The 15,388-nt window shown below is 62.1% G+C and carries 15 protein-coding genes; 9 read left to right on the forward strand and 6 right to left on the reverse strand.

Annotated features, from left to right (window positions below):
* Positions 1-3 precede the first annotated feature (3 nt).
* The 4 genes from ACCO56_RS13420 (at position 4) to rpmG (ending at position 2,663) form a co-directional block, all read left to right on the forward strand.
* Positions 4-438: a DUF983 domain-containing protein gene (locus ACCO56_RS13420; RefSeq protein WP_433641255.1), complete on the forward strand. Its 435-nt coding sequence runs from the start codon at positions 4-6 to the stop codon at positions 436-438.
* Between the two features lie 17 nt (positions 439-455).
* Complete coding sequence (locus ACCO56_RS13425; protein ID WP_433641256.1) at positions 456-1,196, forward strand: NUDIX hydrolase; 741 nt, start codon at positions 456-458, stop codon at positions 1,194-1,196.
* A gap of 15 nt (positions 1,197-1,211) precedes the next feature.
* On the forward strand, positions 1,212-2,393 hold the full coding sequence (locus ACCO56_RS13430) for an MFS transporter (RefSeq protein ID WP_433641517.1): 1,182 nt from the start codon (positions 1,212-1,214) through the stop codon (positions 2,391-2,393).
* A 102-nt stretch (positions 2,394-2,495) separates the two neighbouring features.
* Positions 2,496-2,663 (forward strand): 50S ribosomal protein L33, encoded by a 168-nt coding sequence (gene rpmG, locus ACCO56_RS13435; protein ID WP_433641257.1) that lies wholly within the window; start codon positions 2,496-2,498, stop codon positions 2,661-2,663.
* Positions 2,664-3,292: 629 nt separating this feature from the next.
* On the opposite strand, the gene ACCO56_RS13440 is transcribed toward rpmG, so the two are convergent.
* On the reverse strand, positions 3,293-4,666 hold the full coding sequence (locus ACCO56_RS13440; RefSeq protein WP_433641258.1) for a PleD family two-component system response regulator: 1,374 nt from the start codon (positions 4,664-4,666) through the stop codon (positions 3,293-3,295).
* A gap of 43 nt (positions 4,667-4,709) precedes the next feature.
* Positions 4,710-5,066, reverse strand: a complete 357-nt coding sequence (locus ACCO56_RS13445; protein ID WP_433641259.1) for a response regulator — start codon at positions 5,064-5,066, stop codon at positions 4,710-4,712.
* Between the two features lie 325 nt (positions 5,067-5,391).
* Between ACCO56_RS13445 and ACCO56_RS13450 the strand changes: the two genes are divergently transcribed.
* Both ACCO56_RS13450 and ACCO56_RS13455 read left to right on the forward strand, forming a co-directional pair.
* A complete protein-coding gene (locus ACCO56_RS13450) occupies positions 5,392-5,691 on the forward strand; it encodes a DUF3572 domain-containing protein (RefSeq protein WP_433641260.1) in 300 nt (99 codons plus the stop codon).
* The gene (locus ACCO56_RS13455; protein WP_433641261.1) at positions 5,688-6,341 is read left to right on the forward strand and encodes a hypothetical protein; all 654 of its coding nucleotides are present in this window, start codon (positions 5,688-5,690) and stop codon (positions 6,339-6,341) included. Before ACCO56_RS13450 ends, ACCO56_RS13455 begins: the two co-directional genes overlap by 4 nt.
* A gap of 87 nt (positions 6,342-6,428) precedes the next feature.
* Here ACCO56_RS13455 and ACCO56_RS13460 read toward each other — a convergent pair whose 3' ends face one another.
* Positions 6,429-6,998 carry an N-acetyltransferase family protein gene (locus ACCO56_RS13460; RefSeq protein ID WP_433641262.1) on the reverse strand — a complete coding sequence of 190 codons (570 nt, stop codon included), beginning with the start codon at positions 6,996-6,998 and terminating at the stop codon, positions 6,429-6,431.
* Positions 6,999-7,064: 66 nt separating this feature from the next.
* Here ACCO56_RS13460 and ACCO56_RS13465 point away from each other — a divergent pair, with 66 nt between their 5' ends.
* Positions 7,065-8,393, forward strand: coding sequence for a DNA polymerase IV (locus ACCO56_RS13465; protein ID WP_433641263.1), 1,329 nt, complete (start codon positions 7,065-7,067; stop codon positions 8,391-8,393).
* On the opposite strand, the gene ACCO56_RS13470 is transcribed toward ACCO56_RS13465, so the two are convergent.
* A complete protein-coding gene (locus tag ACCO56_RS13470) occupies positions 8,339-9,886 on the reverse strand; it encodes an NAD(P)H-hydrate dehydratase (protein WP_433641264.1) in 1,548 nt (515 codons plus the stop codon). The genes ACCO56_RS13465 and ACCO56_RS13470 overlap by 55 nt on opposite strands.
* A gap of 281 nt (positions 9,887-10,167) precedes the next feature.
* On the opposite strand from ACCO56_RS13470, the gene ACCO56_RS13475 reads away from it, so the two are divergent.
* Positions 10,168-10,506 carry a P-II family nitrogen regulator gene (locus ACCO56_RS13475; protein WP_433641265.1) on the forward strand — a complete coding sequence of 113 codons (339 nt, stop codon included), beginning with the start codon at positions 10,168-10,170 and terminating at the stop codon, positions 10,504-10,506.
* 61 nt (positions 10,507-10,567) lie between these two features.
* Complete coding sequence (glnA, locus tag ACCO56_RS13480) at positions 10,568-11,977, forward strand: type I glutamate--ammonia ligase (protein ID WP_433641266.1); 1,410 nt, start codon at positions 10,568-10,570, stop codon at positions 11,975-11,977.
* A 132-nt stretch (positions 11,978-12,109) separates the two neighbouring features.
* Here the strand turns inward: glnA and ACCO56_RS13485 are convergent, their stop codons facing one another.
* Positions 12,110-12,586 (reverse strand): GNAT family N-acetyltransferase, encoded by a 477-nt coding sequence (locus ACCO56_RS13485; protein ID WP_433641267.1) that lies wholly within the window; start codon positions 12,584-12,586, stop codon positions 12,110-12,112.
* A gap of 150 nt (positions 12,587-12,736) precedes the next feature.
* Positions 12,737-15,241, reverse strand: a complete 2,505-nt coding sequence (locus tag ACCO56_RS13490) for a DNA translocase FtsK (RefSeq protein ID WP_433641268.1) — start codon at positions 15,239-15,241, stop codon at positions 12,737-12,739.
* Between the last annotated feature and the right edge of the window lie 147 nt (positions 15,242-15,388).

A 15,388-nucleotide genomic window follows, 5' to 3' on the forward strand; every position in this document is an offset into this window, starting at 1 on the left:
ACTTTGGAGGAACAGGTTTTCGGCGGCGAGAGCCAGCCTCGACGGCCCGTGCGGCCGATCTGGACAGCGATAAAGCGCGGCGCGCTGGGCCGATGCCCGAGTTGCGGCCAGGGCAGGCTCTTCTCCTCCTTTCTGAAGACCGTTCGCGAATGCGAATATTGCGGCGAGGAAATACATCATCATCGCGCGGACGATCTTCCGGCCTATCTGGTGGTCGTCATTCTTGGCCATGTGGTCGTCGGAGCCTTCATGGCGGTCGAGGCGGCTAGCACGCTTTCGACATGGCAGCACCTTGCCATTTGGATCCCCTTGACGATCCTCTCCGCGCTGGTCCTCATACGCCCCACAAAGGGAGCTGTCGTCGGCCTGCAATGGGCACTCTATATGCATGGCTTCGGCGGCGAGGACGATCAGATCGAGGCTCATCCCGAAGCCTGACGAGGGAAGGTGGTTTGATGGAAGGACTAACGAGGGCCGAGGTAGACAAGGCCGAATCGAAGGACTTCGCCTTGGGCGGAAAGCCCATGCGGCCCCGCGATGCAGCGACCCTGATCCTGCTCGACAGGCGCGGGCACCAGACCTTTGTGTTGATGGGCCGGCGGCATGCGAGCCACGCTTTCATGCCCGGCAAATTCGTCTTTCCCGGTGGCCGGACCGACCCTGGGGACAGCCGCATCCCTGTTGCCGCACAGTTGCATCCTGCGGAAGAGGTCAAGCTTGCCGGCACCGGCAACCGCGCCTCCGCGGCCCGCGCCCGAGCGATCGCGCTATCCGCGATTCGCGAGACCTATGAAGAAGCCGGCCTGCTGATCGGCCGCAAGGGTGCCTTTGCAACCGAAAAGCCGGAATGGCAGGAGTTCGCCCGGCAGAGCGTCTGTCCCTCGCTTGAAACCTTGCGCTTTGTCGCCCGGGCGATCACGCCGCCGGGGCGTGTGCGCCGCTTCGACACGCGTTTTCTCGCCGCCTGGAGGGATGATGTGGCCGTTGCGCTGCCCGGAGGCGGCCCGACGAACGAACTCGAAGAACTCGTCTGGCTGCCATTGGCGGAAGCCAGACAGGCGGATATCCCCACGATCACGCGGACGATCCTCGACGAACTCGAGCGACGCCTCTCCGATGACCCGCAATTGCAACCGGGTGGAACGGTGCCGTTCTATCGCATGCTGCATAACCGCTTCCGTCGCGAAGTCATTTAGAGCTGCATGACCGGCATGCTTCAGCAGAACAGCGCCGTCACGGCGCAAACGCGCTGGTTGTCGATTACGGCCGCGATTGCCTCCATCAGTGTCGTCGGCATCGCCATTGGGCTCGGTATTCCCCTTCTCAGCGTAATATTGGAGGGCCGGGGCCATTCGGCCTCGATGATCGGCCTCAACACGGCGGTTGCGGGCATAGCCTCCATCGCCGCCGCCCCGGTCGCGATTCCGCTTGCCGTGCGCCTGGGCGTCGTGCCCACCATGCTCGGGATGATCGTGTCCGGTGCGCTGGCCTTTATCGGTTTCTACTTCGCGCCGCATTTCTGGCTGTGGTTCCCGCTGCGGGTCATCCTGCATGTGGCACTCACCGTTCTGTTCATCCTGTCGGAATTCTGGATCAGCGTTTCCGCACCGCCCCACAAACGTGGTTTGGTGCTTGGCCTTTACGCGACGGTTTTGTCGCTCGGTTTCGCGCTCGGACCTTGGCTTTTCGCCCAGATCGGCAGCAGGGGCTTTCTGCCCTTCGGCATCACCTTCGCCGTCACCATGATCGCGGCCATCCCGGTGGCGGCAGCCTGGAGACAGAGCCCGGCGATCAAACGTTCCGACGACGAATCACGCAGCTTCATCAGCTACATCTGGCTCGTCCCGACCGCCACGGCGGCGGTGTTGGTATTCGGCGCGGTCGAAACGGGCGGCTTCGCGCTGTTTCCCGTCTATGGGGCGCGCGTGGGTTTTCCGGAAAGCGACGCCGCCCTGCTGCTCAGCATGATCGGACTGGGGAACGTCGTCATGCAGATCCCGCTCGGCATGATCAGCGATCGCATCCGAGACCGACGTTATCTCCTCCTTGCATGTGCCGCCACCGGCCTCGCGGGCATGCTCGCGCTGCCACATCTGACCGGCAACTGGTACGTGCTGGCCGTGCTCCTGTTCTTCTGGGGCGGTGTGGTGGCGGCTCTTTATACGATCGGCCTGGCTCATCTCGGCTCGCGACTGACCGGCCACGAGCTTGCCTCCGCCAACGCGGCATTCGTGTTCTGCTACGGCCTCGGCATGGTGCTCGGGCCACAGGCGATCGGTATCGGCATGGATCTGCTCGGCGACCAGGGCTTCGCCTGGTCCCTGGCGCTTTTCTTCGCCGCCTACATCGTTCTGGCGGTCAACCGTCTAGCGGTGTCCTACCGCCGGTCTTGACTTTTCAGGTGCCTTCTATATCAGTCGCGGCACGTTTTCCGCGTCCGGGTTTCGCTCCCGTGCTCAGGCGGTACGAAAACCCAGAAATAACGGACGAGAATCATGGCCAAAGCTGCAAATATCAAGATCAAGCTTCTGTCGACCGCCGATACCGGCTACTTCTACGTGACGAGCAAGAACAGCCGCACCAAGACGGACAAGCTGTCGTTCCGCAAGTACGATCCGATCGCCAAGAAGCACGTCGAGTTCAAGGAAACCAAGATCAAGTAATCCGGTTCCCGGTCTCGGCCAGATTGATGCGCCGCCCTCAGGGCGGCGTTTTTGCTTCAATTTCCCAGTAAGATCGTTCAGGCAAGCCCCTCACCCGCCTGCGGGATATCTCTCCCCTCGGAAGTCACGCATCTCACGTATCGTCGGCGTTCTCTGGAGCACCCCACGGATGTGCGAATCTCATAACCAATTCGCGAGAGAGAGCGGTCCGGCAGGAGAGTGAGGAGCAACTCGCGACCGGTCAAAGACCAACGCCCATGCTGTTAGGAGGCAGATCTCGAAATCGTAGCGATTAGACCAAGCTACGCGGACAGGCTCAAGTCGTTCGGAAGAAAGCAAAGGGGGCCGGTCGGCTTGCTGGCAGCGGTACGAGGAGGCCACTATGTGCCAGGGCCGGCCGGCCGACCCCACGACCCAGGAGATGCGGCGGACCTGAGCATCATGGGGTATCGGAGCACGGAACCGGAATTCCCTCGCCCGGTACCGTTCGCCTTGCTTGAAATGACATTCGCGCAAGAGCACTTGAAAATCAACTATTTCTTAACCAAGGCTCGCGAATCGCCGAAGTTAAGGTAAACAAGCATGGATTCTCGCTTGAGCCCTCCGCCCCCGAGATAGCGAACCGCATCTCAGGCGGCGTTGGCGACGACACGATTACGCCCTGATGCCTTCGCTTCGTAGAGCGCGATATCGGCGCGCTTCACCAACGCCTCGACCGTATCGGCTGGCTGTTGGATGGAGGAAACTCCGACGCTGATGGTCACATCGATCGTCGTTCCATCCTTGCCGATCGCGAAGGGAATACGCGCGATTTCGGCACGAATGCGCTCGGCGACTTTTTCGGCCACGGGTCCATCCGTATCCGGCATGACCACGACGAATTCCTCGCCGCCGTAGCGGCAGACAAGGTCGATGCCACGAATATTCTTGCGAAGCCGCTGCGCAAACTCGCGCAGCACGTCGTCGCCGCCATCGTGCCCATGGGTATCGTTGATAGACTTGAAGCGATCGAGATCGGTTATCATCAGCGAGAGCGGCCGGCGGCGCGCCATAGCACGATCGAAGAGCGTGCGGAGATGGCTGTCGAGATAGCGGCGATTGTGGATTCCGGTCAGGCCGTCCGTCACCGCCATCTCGATGGTTTGCGTCAGGCTTGCCCTTAGCTGGTCGTTATACTGCTTGCGGCGCACCTGCGTGCGCAGCCGCGCCGTCAGTTCCTGCTTGTCGACGGGCCGCACCACATAGTCGTTGATGCCGAGTTCGAGGCCACGGATAATCAATTCTTCCTCACCATCCTCGGCGATGAGCACGATCGGCACGACCCGAGTGCGGTCGAGCGAACGTAATTGCGAGCAAAGCCGCAGCGGATCGAAATCGGTGAAGCCGGTGGATACGATCACGCATTCGTAGTCTTTTCCAGCTGCCTGGAACACTCCCATGCCGGGTTCGCGGACCACGTCGAGCTCCACTGCGCCTCGGAGCATCTTCTCGATGCCGCTGCACGACGTCTCGCGTTCATCGATCAGAAGGATCTTGGGGGGCGCCAGTTCGGCAGGCTTTCGCCGGTTCAGCAACTCCTCCAGACCGATGTTGCGCGTGGTGGAGGCTCGCAGGCGCAGCTCGTCGGTCAGCATCTTGAGCCGAACGAGGCTTTTGACACGCGTCATCAATTGCAGGTCGTTGACGGGTTTGGTCAGGAAATCGTCGGCGCCCGCCTCCAAGCCCCGGACGCGATCGGCAACCTGGTCGAGGGCAGTGATCATCACCACCGGTATATGCGCGGTCGCCGGATCGCTCTTCAAGCGTCGGCAGACCTCGAAACCGTCCATGTCGGGCATCATCACGTCGAGCAGGACGACGTCTACCTTGCCGTTCTCGCAGGTCTCGATCGCTTCCGGGCCGCTGCTCGCGGTGAGCACGTCGAAATATTCCGCGAGCAGTCGAACCTCCAGCAGTTTCACATTGGCCGGAATGTCGTCGACGACAAGGATGCGCGCGGTCATGGGCGGTTCCGAACGAAACTGATGGAGGGGGACGGCAGCGGCATCAGGCGTCGCCCAGATAAGATTTGATGGTTTCGATAAAGCGCGGCACCGAAATCGGTTTCGAAATATACGCTTCACATCCACCTTGCCGGATGCGTTCCTCGTCGCCTTTCATGGCAAAAGCCGTAACGGCGATCACCGGGATGGTGTGCAGTTCACTGTCTTCTTTCAGCCATTTGGTGACGTCGAGGCCGGACACTTCAGGCAACTGTATGTCCATGAGAATGAGGTCGGGCCGATGCGTCCGGGCAAGATCCAGCACTTCCAGACCATTGCGCGTGCGCACGGTCTCGTAGCCGTTGGCCTCGATCAGATCGCGGAAGAGCTTCATGTTGAGCTCGTTGTCTTCGACGATCATAACTTTTTTTGGCATATGACCCGCCCTGCCCGGCCATGGCGCCCGGCACCATCGCCATGCGCGCCCTCATGGAGCGCGATTCCCTATTTCGACACTAGCGCGAGATGATTGACGAACCGTAATCCTCGGCAACGGATAGTTGCCGGACGAATCCGGCATGAACGCGGCGACAAGCTTGCAGCGAGGCGAACTAATCGTTACTTCCCTTTAGTGCCGTGGTCCGTTCGGACGCAAAGACACGCCAGCATTTTGAAATTACTTGTCGCGCGTGCCGATCCCAATTTTCGGGCGGCGCGATAGGAGCAACCAAGCACCCGAGCGGACGATGACCAGCGAACAAGCGACGCGAGACGATGCCGAGGCAGTGGCAATCGCCGCTCTTGGTTTCGTCGCCTCGGATCCGGAGTTGATGTCCCGGTTTCTTGCCATCAGCGGTATCGATCCCTCCATGATCCGCAAGGCGGCAGGTGAGCCGGGCTTCCTGGCCGGTGTCCTCGATTTCGTGCTGGCACACGAGCCGACGTTGCTGCGCTTCGCGGACGAGAGCGGACGCAATCCGGCATCCGTGCTGGCTGCGCGGCGCAAGCTGCCCAACGGCGACGATAGATATGAGGTATCGACATGAGCGACGATCCCGAAACAGCGCGGCAGATCGCCGAGCTTGCACGCGACGATCGCCCTCTGCTCGTTCTTGACGTCGACGACGTGCTGCTGGAATTCGTCCGGCCATTCCCGCGCTATCTAGAAACCCGCGGCTTTGAGCTGAAGCTCGCTTCCTTTCGGCTGACCGGCAACATCTCGGAACGGGCAAGCGGCAGGATCCCCGAGCAAACCGAGGTATCCATGCTGATCGATGCCTTTTTCCAGGCGCAGTCCGAGTGGCAGACCGTCATCGAAGGCGCAGCCGAAGCAGTCGAGGGACTTTCCGCCGGAGCCGAGATCGTGCTCCTGACCGCGATGCCGCATCGCCACCGCGCGACCCGGCGCGCCCATCTCGACGCGCTTGGGCTGCCCTACCCGCTCTTGACCACCGAGATGGCGAAGGGACCGGCGATCGCCGCGCTGCGCGGTCGGGCCAGGCGTCCCGTTGCCTTCGTAGACGATCAGCCGCGCAACCTCTTGTCCGCACAGGAATCGGTCGCGGACGCGCATCTCTTCCATTTGATGGGCGACAATTCGCTACGATCGCTGCTTCCGCCACCGCCGAAGGGCGCCGTCGTCGTGGACACATGGAACGAAGCGAAGCCCAGGATTGCCGGGGCGCTCGGCCTTTAGAACGGCCAAGCGGGATGGCCTGGCGTAGCACGAATGCGGCTGAAGCAGAGCCATGCTGCGTTGGAAGGATGCTTCCCGCTTTTGACCTCACAGTCGGAATTGCATCAGCGGGCGACCCGTTTTGCGACTGGCGGCCAGGCAAAAACCGGCCTTTTCAAACACTCGCGTCGAGCCGACGAATAAGCCGACCGAGCGCGAATCCTTGGAGTGATCCATAGGGCAGGCCTCCAGAAACCTCGCCCCGTTGTCACGTGCGAAGTCGATGCCTGCAGCAACGAGGCGATGCGTCAGCCCCTGCCCTCGCGCCTTCGAGCGAACGAAGAAGCAGGAAATAGCCCACACTGCAGGATCGCTTTCGTCTCCCTGCTGCAATGGTGCGGAAACCCTCCCGGCATTGTTCCATTCGGGAACGTCCGCACGTGGGCCGATCTGCATCCAACCGACAGCGCGCTCGCCATCGAAGGCCAGCAGCCCTGGCGGCGGACCGGTTTCGATTCGAGCCTTCATGAATTCCTTGTTGCTGGCATGGCTGTTGCCCCGTCGCACTGCCGGCGGCAGCCGGAAATGCGTGCACCAGCAGCCGTAGCAAGCTCCTTGCCTGCCAAAGAGATCCTCGAAAGCCGGCCACAAATCCGGCGTCAGTGGCTTAACGGTCATGACCTATCTCCCGGCAAGCAGTTGCTGGCCTTCGTCCGGTCGCGTATCATTTGCAATGTTCTCTTTATGTTCTCAAACATGGCGCTTTCTGTCAACGATCCGACGCACGGTTTCTGCCGCGACTGCCTGGCCTTGCAGCAAGGCGAGGCGCGCCGCTGCCGCCTTTGTGGCAGCCCACGGCTCATGCGTCATCCCGAGCTCTACAAACTCAACGTCGCCCATATCGACTGCGATGCCTTCTACGCGGCCGTCGAGAAGCGCGACAATCCCGCGCTCAAGGACAAGCCTCTGATCATCGGAGGCGGCAAGCGCGGCGTCGTTTCCACGGCCTGCTACCTCGCACGGATCAAAGGCGTCCGTTCCGCCATGCCGATGTTCAAGGCCCTCGAGGCTTGCCCCGAGGCGGTGGTGCTCAAGCCGGACATGGAAAAATATGCGCGCGTCGGGCGCGAAGTCCGCGCCATGATGCAAGCTCTCACGCCCCTGGTCGAGCCCCTGTCGATCGACGAGGCCTTCCTCGATCTCTCCGGTACCGAGCGTCTGCACGGCCGCCCGCCCGCCCTGGTGCTCGGTAAATTCGCGCTCGATGTGGAACGCGAGATCGGGATTACCGCCTCGGTGGGACTGTCTTACTGCAAGTTCCTCGCCAAGGTCGCCTCAGATCTTCGCAAGCCGCGCGGCTTCGCCGTCATCGGAGAGGTCGAGGCACAGAGCTTTCTCGCCGAGCAGCCGGTGACGCTGATCTGGGGTGTCGGCAAGGTGTTGGCCGCGACGCTCGAACGCGACGGCATCCGCATCATCGGGCAATTGCAGAGAATGGATCGGGACGAGCTGATGCGCCGTTATGGCACCATGGGCGATCGGCTCTATCATTTGTCTCGCGGCAAGGATCGTCGCGCCGTCCATGCCGACCAGGAGGCCAAGAGCGTCTCCGCGGAGACCACCTTCGATTCGGATCTGGCCTTGCCCGCGGATCTCGTCCCGGTGCTGCGGGCCCTGTCGGAGAAGGTGTCGACCCGGCTGAAGAAGGCGGGCATCGCCGGTCGCACCGTTGTCCTGAAACTCAAGACGCAAGACTTCAAGATCCGGACCCGCAACCGGCAGCTTGCCGACCCGACCCGCTTGGCCGACCGAATCTTCCAGACCGGCTTGCAGCTTCTGGAGAAGGAGATGGACGGCACGAAATATCGCCTGCTCGGCATTGGCGTCAGCGATCTTTCCGACGCCGACAGGGCCGATCCGCCGGATCTCGTGGACGTCCAGTCGCGCAAACGCGCGCTGGCGGAGGGGGCCATGGACAATCTCAGGGCCAAATTCGGCAGGGCCGCGGTCGAGACCGGTTACACTTTCGGCAAGAAACGCGACACGCAATCGCCCGAGCAGCCGGACGAGTAAAGCAATTCCCTTAACACCGGTGCCAGTGCCAAGGGGAGATCCTCGGCGATCAGGCCCGGACCAAACCGACGCGCCGCCTCTGCATGGAGCCACACCCCCGCGCAGGCCGCATGAAAGGGCGGCATGTGCTGGGCCAGCAGCGCAGCGACGAGCCCCGAAAGCACATCGCCGGATCCCGCGGTAGCCAGCAATGGCGTGCCGTTGCTGTTGATCACGGCGCGCCCATCCGGTGCGGCGATAACCGTGTCCGCCCCCTTCAGTATGACGACGCCGCCGGCCCGCATCGCCGCGGCATTGGCCCGCTCCAGCTTGGACAAGGCTTTGTCCGCGGCGAGATCGGGAAACAGCCGCCCGAACTCGCCTTCATGCGGCGTGAGCACGATCGAGGGAGCGCCTTCGCGCGTCGAAACGACAAAGAAGGCATCGGCTTGCCGCGCCAGCGACGTCAGGGCGCTTGCATCGAGCACAATGGCCTGGAGATAGTCCCGCGCCTCCGTGAGCATGTCGATCAACAGCGCGCCGGTTTCCGGCCCGCCCCCCAATCCCGGGCCATAAACCAACGCATCGGGACGGCGCTCCCGCAGAAAATCTCCGATCTCCTGGAGCGTCTCGGCAGGGCGCAGCATGATCGAGGTGAGATGGGCGGCATTGGCGACAAGGGCGTCGACCGGGGAAAGCACGGTGACGGCCCCGGCCCCCGCCCGGGCGGCCGCCATTGCCGACAGCCGAGCCGCGCCCGTCGCAGTCGGCCCGCCCGAAAAGACGCCGACATGTCCTCGCCGGTATTTATGCGTATCGAGTTCAAGAAACGGAAATTCCGCCATCCAGAGCGCCGGCCCGTTTTCGAAGCGACGGGGGCCCGCCTCGGTGACGATATCGTCCGGGATGCCGATATCGGCCACAATGACCTCGCCACACAGCGAACGGCCGGGCAGCAAGAGATGCCCCGGCTTTTTCCGCACGAAGGTCACCGTCACATCCGCCTGGAAGGCAGCGCCAAGCACCTTGCCGCTTTTGCCGGAAACACCGGAGGGAAGGTCGACGGCAACGATGGGCACTTTCGCTTCGGCACAGCGGGAGATCGCTTGAGCGTCATTTCCCTCGACCTGTTTCGAAAGACCTGCGCCGAACAACGCATCGATCACGATCGAGCCGGATTCCGGCGCGAAGCCGGCCAAGGCCTGGACAGGCTCCGGGCAATCCGCCGCCGCGAGCGCGGCATCGCTTCCCGCGCGCGGGGGATGGTCAGCCCAGACCGAGACGGACATTCCTGCCTCCTTGAGCAGCTTCGCCACGACATAGCCGTCTCCGCCGTTATTGCCGGGCCCGCACAAAATGTGAGCACGCGAAGCCTGGGGATAGCGTTCAAGCGCCACCTGCGCCACGGCCGACCCTGCATTGCCCATCAGGCCGATGCCTGGAAGCGGGCCGCGTGCGATCGCCTTGCGGTCGACCTCGGCCATTTCCTCAGGTGTCAGGACCTCATTCGTCATCCGGGCTCTCCCTCCGCCTGACAATAGCGGGCGCGGCACAAAGGGAAAGCCTGCCCGACACACAGGCAACATGCCTAGGATTTAAGCAGTTGTGCCCTGCCGCTTTTTCCGTCACGCTGTGTTTGCGCGCGCCACTGCCGCAAAAACCGGCAGCACAACAGCGCTTCCGTGGCGTTGCCGCAAAAATCGGCATCTCGCTACCCGACGCCTTCGACTTGGCATGGTTTGTGCTTGAGAGAGGCGGACACGGGTTTCAAACCCATTCTGGAGGCCAATTCCGTATGAAAAAGATCGAAGCGATCATCAAGCCGTTCAAGCTCGACGAAGTGAAGGAAGCGCTCCAGGAAGTCGGACTCCAAGGCATCACCGTTACCGAAGCGAAGGGTTTCGGCCGTCAGAAGGGCCACACCGAGCTTTACCGCGGGGCGGAATATGTCGTCGACTTCCTGCCCAAGGTGAAGATCGAGGTCGTTCTCGGCGACGATTCCGTCGAGGCCGCCATCGAGGCTATCCGCAAGGCGGCGCAGACCGGACGCATCGGCGACGGCAAGATTTTCGTCTCGAACATCGAGGAAGTGGTCCGTATCCGAACCGGAGAGACCGGGCTGGACGCGATCTGATCGCGCCTAGCCGGTCGAGGGATTTTTTCAGTCAAAACGTCATAACGATAGGGAAAATGACATGACGACAGCCAAAGACATCATGAAGCAGATAAAGGATAACGACGTTAAATTCGTCGACCTGCGCTTCACAGATCCGAAGGGCAAGCTTCAGCACGTCACCATGGATGTCGCCGAAGTCGAGGAAGACATGTTCGCCGATGGCGTCATGTTCGACGGTTCGTCGATCGCCGGCTGGAAGGCCATCAACGAGTCCGACATGGTGCTGATGCCTGATACGGACACCGTTCACATGGATCCGTTCTTCGCCCAGTCCACCATGGTCATCCTTTGCGACATCCTCGACCCCGTCTCGGGCGAGGCTTACAATCGCGACCCGCGTGGCACGGCCAAGAAGGCCGAAGCCTACATGAAGGCCGAAGGCATCGGCGATACTATCTATGTCGGCCCCGAGGCCGAGTTCTTCGTCTTCGACGACGTCAAGTACAAGGCCGATCCCTACAACACCGGCTTCAAGCTGGACTCGACCGAGCTGCCCTCGAACGACGATACCGACTACGAGACCGGCAACATGGGCCACCGTCCGCGCATCAAGGGCGGATATTTCCCGGTCCCTCCGATCGACTCCTGCCAGGACATGCGTTCCGAGATGCTGACCGTGCTCGCCGAGATGGGCGTCAGGGTCGAGAAGCACCACCACGAGGTGGCCGCGGCCCAGCACGAGCTCGGCATCAAGTTCGACGCCTTGGTTCGCAACGCCGACAAGATGCTGATCTACAAGTATGTCGTGCATCAGGTGGCCAACGCTTACGGCAAGACCGCAACCTTCATGCCGAAGCCGGTCTTCGGCGACAACGGGTCCGGCATGCACGTGCACATGTCGATCTGGAAGGAAGGCAGGCCGACCTTCGCAGGCAATGAATATGCGGGCCTCTCCGAGACCTGCCTGTACTACATCGGCGGCATCATCAAGCACGCCAAGGCCATCAACGCCTTCACCAACCCGCTGACCAACTCCTACAAGCGGCTTGTCCCGGGCTATGAGGCGCCTGTGCTGCTCGCCTATTCGGCGCGGAACCGTTCAGCGTCTTGCCGCATCCCGTTCGGCTCGTCGCCGAAGTCGAAGCGCGTCGAGATCCGTTTCCCCGATCCGGGCGCCAACCCCTACCTCGCCTTCGCCGCAATGCTCATGGCAGGCATCGACGGCATCAAGAACAAGATTCACCCCGGCCAGCCGATGGACAAGGATCTCTACGACTTGCCGCCGAAGGAACTGAAGAAGATCCCGACCGTCTGCGGTTCGCTGCGGGAAGCCCTTCAGAGCCTCGACAAGGATCGCGGCTTCCTGAAGGCCGGCGGCGTGTTCGACGACGATCAGATCGACGCCTTCATCGAGTTGAAGATGGCCGAGGTCATGCGCTTCGAAATGACCCCGCACCCGGTCGAGTACGACATGTACTACTCGATCTAAGGATCGACCTGCGGCTACGAGAACCCCGGCCTTCGTGCCGGGGTTTCTATTTAGGGATGCTTGCGCTTCGCCTTAGGTGGTCGGCCTAGCCACCTATGATATATATAGAATCTCGCTCAGGAACCCGGTTTCTCATGCCGCTGCCGGGCCAACTTTCTTGGCCATATACACGCGGCGGAATCCGTTCTCCTCGCCTCGGTGGGTCTCGGCAAACCCGATGCGCAGGTAAAGTGCGATGTTCTCGACCATCGCCTCGTTCGTGTAGAGCCGGACAGTCCGGTATCCGGCGGCTGCCGTCTGCTGTTCCGCAAACTCAAGCAGCTTCCGGCCCAATCCCAGGCCTTGAGTTTCCGGGGCAACGGCGATGTTGTCGAGCAGCATCGCGTCCGTTTCGGGGATCAGAACGACAATGCCGCAAACCTCACCCCGATGTTCGATAACGTGCACGCGCTCTTTGCCGATCAGCGCGGCATAGTCGTCGAGCATCGGACCCGGCTCTCTGCCCATCCGCGACACGTAGTGGGAGTAGGCGGCCCTTACGATTCTCTCGATCGCAGGGCAATCGACAGTCTCGGCGATGCGGATTTTCTGACACATCGCAATCAGCATTGCCTTAGCGAGGGGGATGAGACAAGGCCGGCGGAAAACTCAGCCGCACCAGAAATTTGCGCCGGCCTTGGATATCGCGCGCCCAATTGGACGCGCAAAGTCGCTCTGTCCTGCGTCGGATAGATCGCCGAGGCGGAATTCTCTCCCCGATCAATCTCCGTCCCCTGGCTCGCGCCGACCCGACAGAATCTCACGCTTTCCGACATGGTTGGGCGCACCGACAAGCCCTTCCTTCTCCATGCGTTCGACCAGCGAAGCGGCGCGGTTGTAGCCGATGCCGAGACGCCGTTGGATATACGAGGTCGAGCACTTCTTGTCGCGCAGCACAACCTTCACGGCCTGTTCGTAGATGGCGTCTCCATCATCCGCGGCAACGGCGCCTTTATCGAAAACAGGCCCCTGATCGGCTTCGGCTTCTTCTTCCTCTTCGTCAGCGGTCACGGTCTCCAGATATTCGGGCCGGCCCTGCATCTTCAGATGCGCTACGACCTGCTCGACTTCCTCGTCCGAAACAAAGGGGCCGTGGACGCGCACGATGCGGCCGCCGCCCGCCATATGGAGCATGTCCCCCTGGCCGAGCAACTGCTCTGCCCCCTGCTCGCCGAGAATGGTCCGGCTGTCGATCTTCGACGTCACCTGGAAGGAGATGCGGGTCGGGAAATTCGCCTTGATCGTGCCGGTGATCACATCGACCGAAGGTCTCTGCGTCGCCATGATGAGGTGGATGCCGGCCGCGCGAGCCATCTGGGCGAGGCGCTGGATCGCCCCTTCGATTTCCTTGCCGGCGACCATCATCAGGTCGGCCATCTCGTCGACGATGACGACGATGTAGGGCATCGGCGCGAGGTCGACTTCCTGCTCCTCGAACAGCGGCTCGCCGGTCCCCTGTTCGAAGCCTGTCTGCACCGTCATCAGGACCGGCTCGCCCTTGTCACGTGCGGCGGCGGCGCGCTGGTTGTAGCCGTCGATGTTCCTCACACCGAGGCGTGCCATCTTGCGATAGCGATCCTCCATTTCGCGCACCGCCCATTTGAGCGCCGTCACGGCCTTCTTCGGATCGGTCACGACAGGAGTAAGCAGATGCGGGATCCCGTCATAGACGGAAAGCTCGAGCATCTTGGGATCGACCATGATCAGCCGGCACTCTTCCGGCTTCAACCGGTAGAGGAGCGACAGGATCATGGTGTTGATGGCAACCGATTTGCCCGAGCCGGTGGTTCCGGCGACCAGCAAATGAGGCATCTTGGCAAGCTCGGCGATGACCGGCTCGCCGCCGATCGTCTTGCCCAGGCAGAGCGCCAGCTTGCAGCTCGTCTTGCGGAAACCGTCAGATTCGATCAGCTCGCGGAAATACACCGTTTCGCGCGTCTCATTGGGAAGCTCGATACCGATGACGTTGCGGCCCGGCACCACCGCGACGCGCGCCGAAATGGCCGACATGGAACGTGCGATATCGTCGGCGAGGCCGATGACGCGCGAGGATTTGACGCCAGGCGCCGGCTCGAATTCATAAAGCGTGACGACGGGTCCCGGACGCACGTGGATGATCTCGCCGCGCACACCGAAATCCTCGAGCACGCTTTCCAAGAGATCGGCATTCTGCTCCAGCCGCTCCTGCGACATGTAGAACCCCTGCCCTTCCGGCGGCTGCTGGAGGAGCTCTTCGGAGGGAAGCTCGTAGCCACCAACCGCGCCGGGTTGCACGACGACGCCGACCTTGCGCAATGTCGTCGAAGGCGGGCGCGCGGCCGGAACCGGCAGGTTCATATCGACGACTCTTCTGCTCTCCGGCTCTCGGGTCGCAATGTCCTTCAGCGCGGGCGCGGGCTGGGCCACCGGTTCATCTTCAGCCTGCGCTTCCTGGAGCGCGTCAGGCACCGTCACCTCTGCTGCCGGCTCTGAACTTTCGCTGACGACGGACTGGGAAACGGCTTCGGCTTGAGGGAGGAAGCCCCCTGCCCCCGAGTGGCATTCGATGACACGGTAGAGCGAGGTGATTTCGTTCGCCTCACCTGAAGGGGGTTCGACAGGTTTTACACTGACTGGTGCAATCGGCTCCGCGACGGTTGCTACAGCAGGAACCGCTGCAGGCATGACCGTTGTCTCAGTCACGGGGATGGGCGAAACGGATTCGATAGCGTCGAGCGAGACACCCTCGAAGAATGCAAAATCCGAGAGGTAGGACCAGCGCTTGTTCTCGGTCACGACCGGCGCGGGAGCCTTGTCTTCGCGCTGCCGCTCGACCTGTGGCGCTGCACGAGCGGTCAAGGGCGCGGATGCCGGCAGATCGGTCGCCGGCCCCGCGGACACGGGCGACGACGCCCTGGCGACGAGAGGGGTCTCGACCAGCCGGTTCGCAGCAAGGGAGGACCGCAAAGTCTCCAGAAGCCCGGTTGGAGAAGTAGGCGCTGGAGCGGGCCTCGGTGTTGGCGAAGCTTCCGGCGTTGGCGGTGTCCTCGCCGCGCGATCCGTCCGGCTCTCGCCTTGTATCGTGCCGGCATCGCCAGGCTCCTTCTTGAGCTCACGATCAGGCGTGCGTGTGAAACGGACATTCGGTGCCAGGAAGAAGTAGTCCTGCCAGGTATCGCGGCTGAAATGGCCGTTGGCGCGGTTCGGCAGAGCTTCGCCGGTGGAGGTGTTTCCCTTGGGCTTCATGAAAGGCGATCCATTCCCGTGTAGATTGACGACCCGTCCGGCATAGCCGTTCGCGTCCGTTTGCGGCTCCCATCCGATGGCTGCTCTCGGTACTCGCCTGGTGGACCTCGGTCGGCCAATTCCGTAGGCCACGGCTGTCCGCCACCA

Origin of the sequence: Mesorhizobium sp. 1B3 (genome assembly GCF_050958605.1) — a bacterium.
GTDB lineage: Bacteria > Pseudomonadota > Alphaproteobacteria > Rhizobiales > Rhizobiaceae.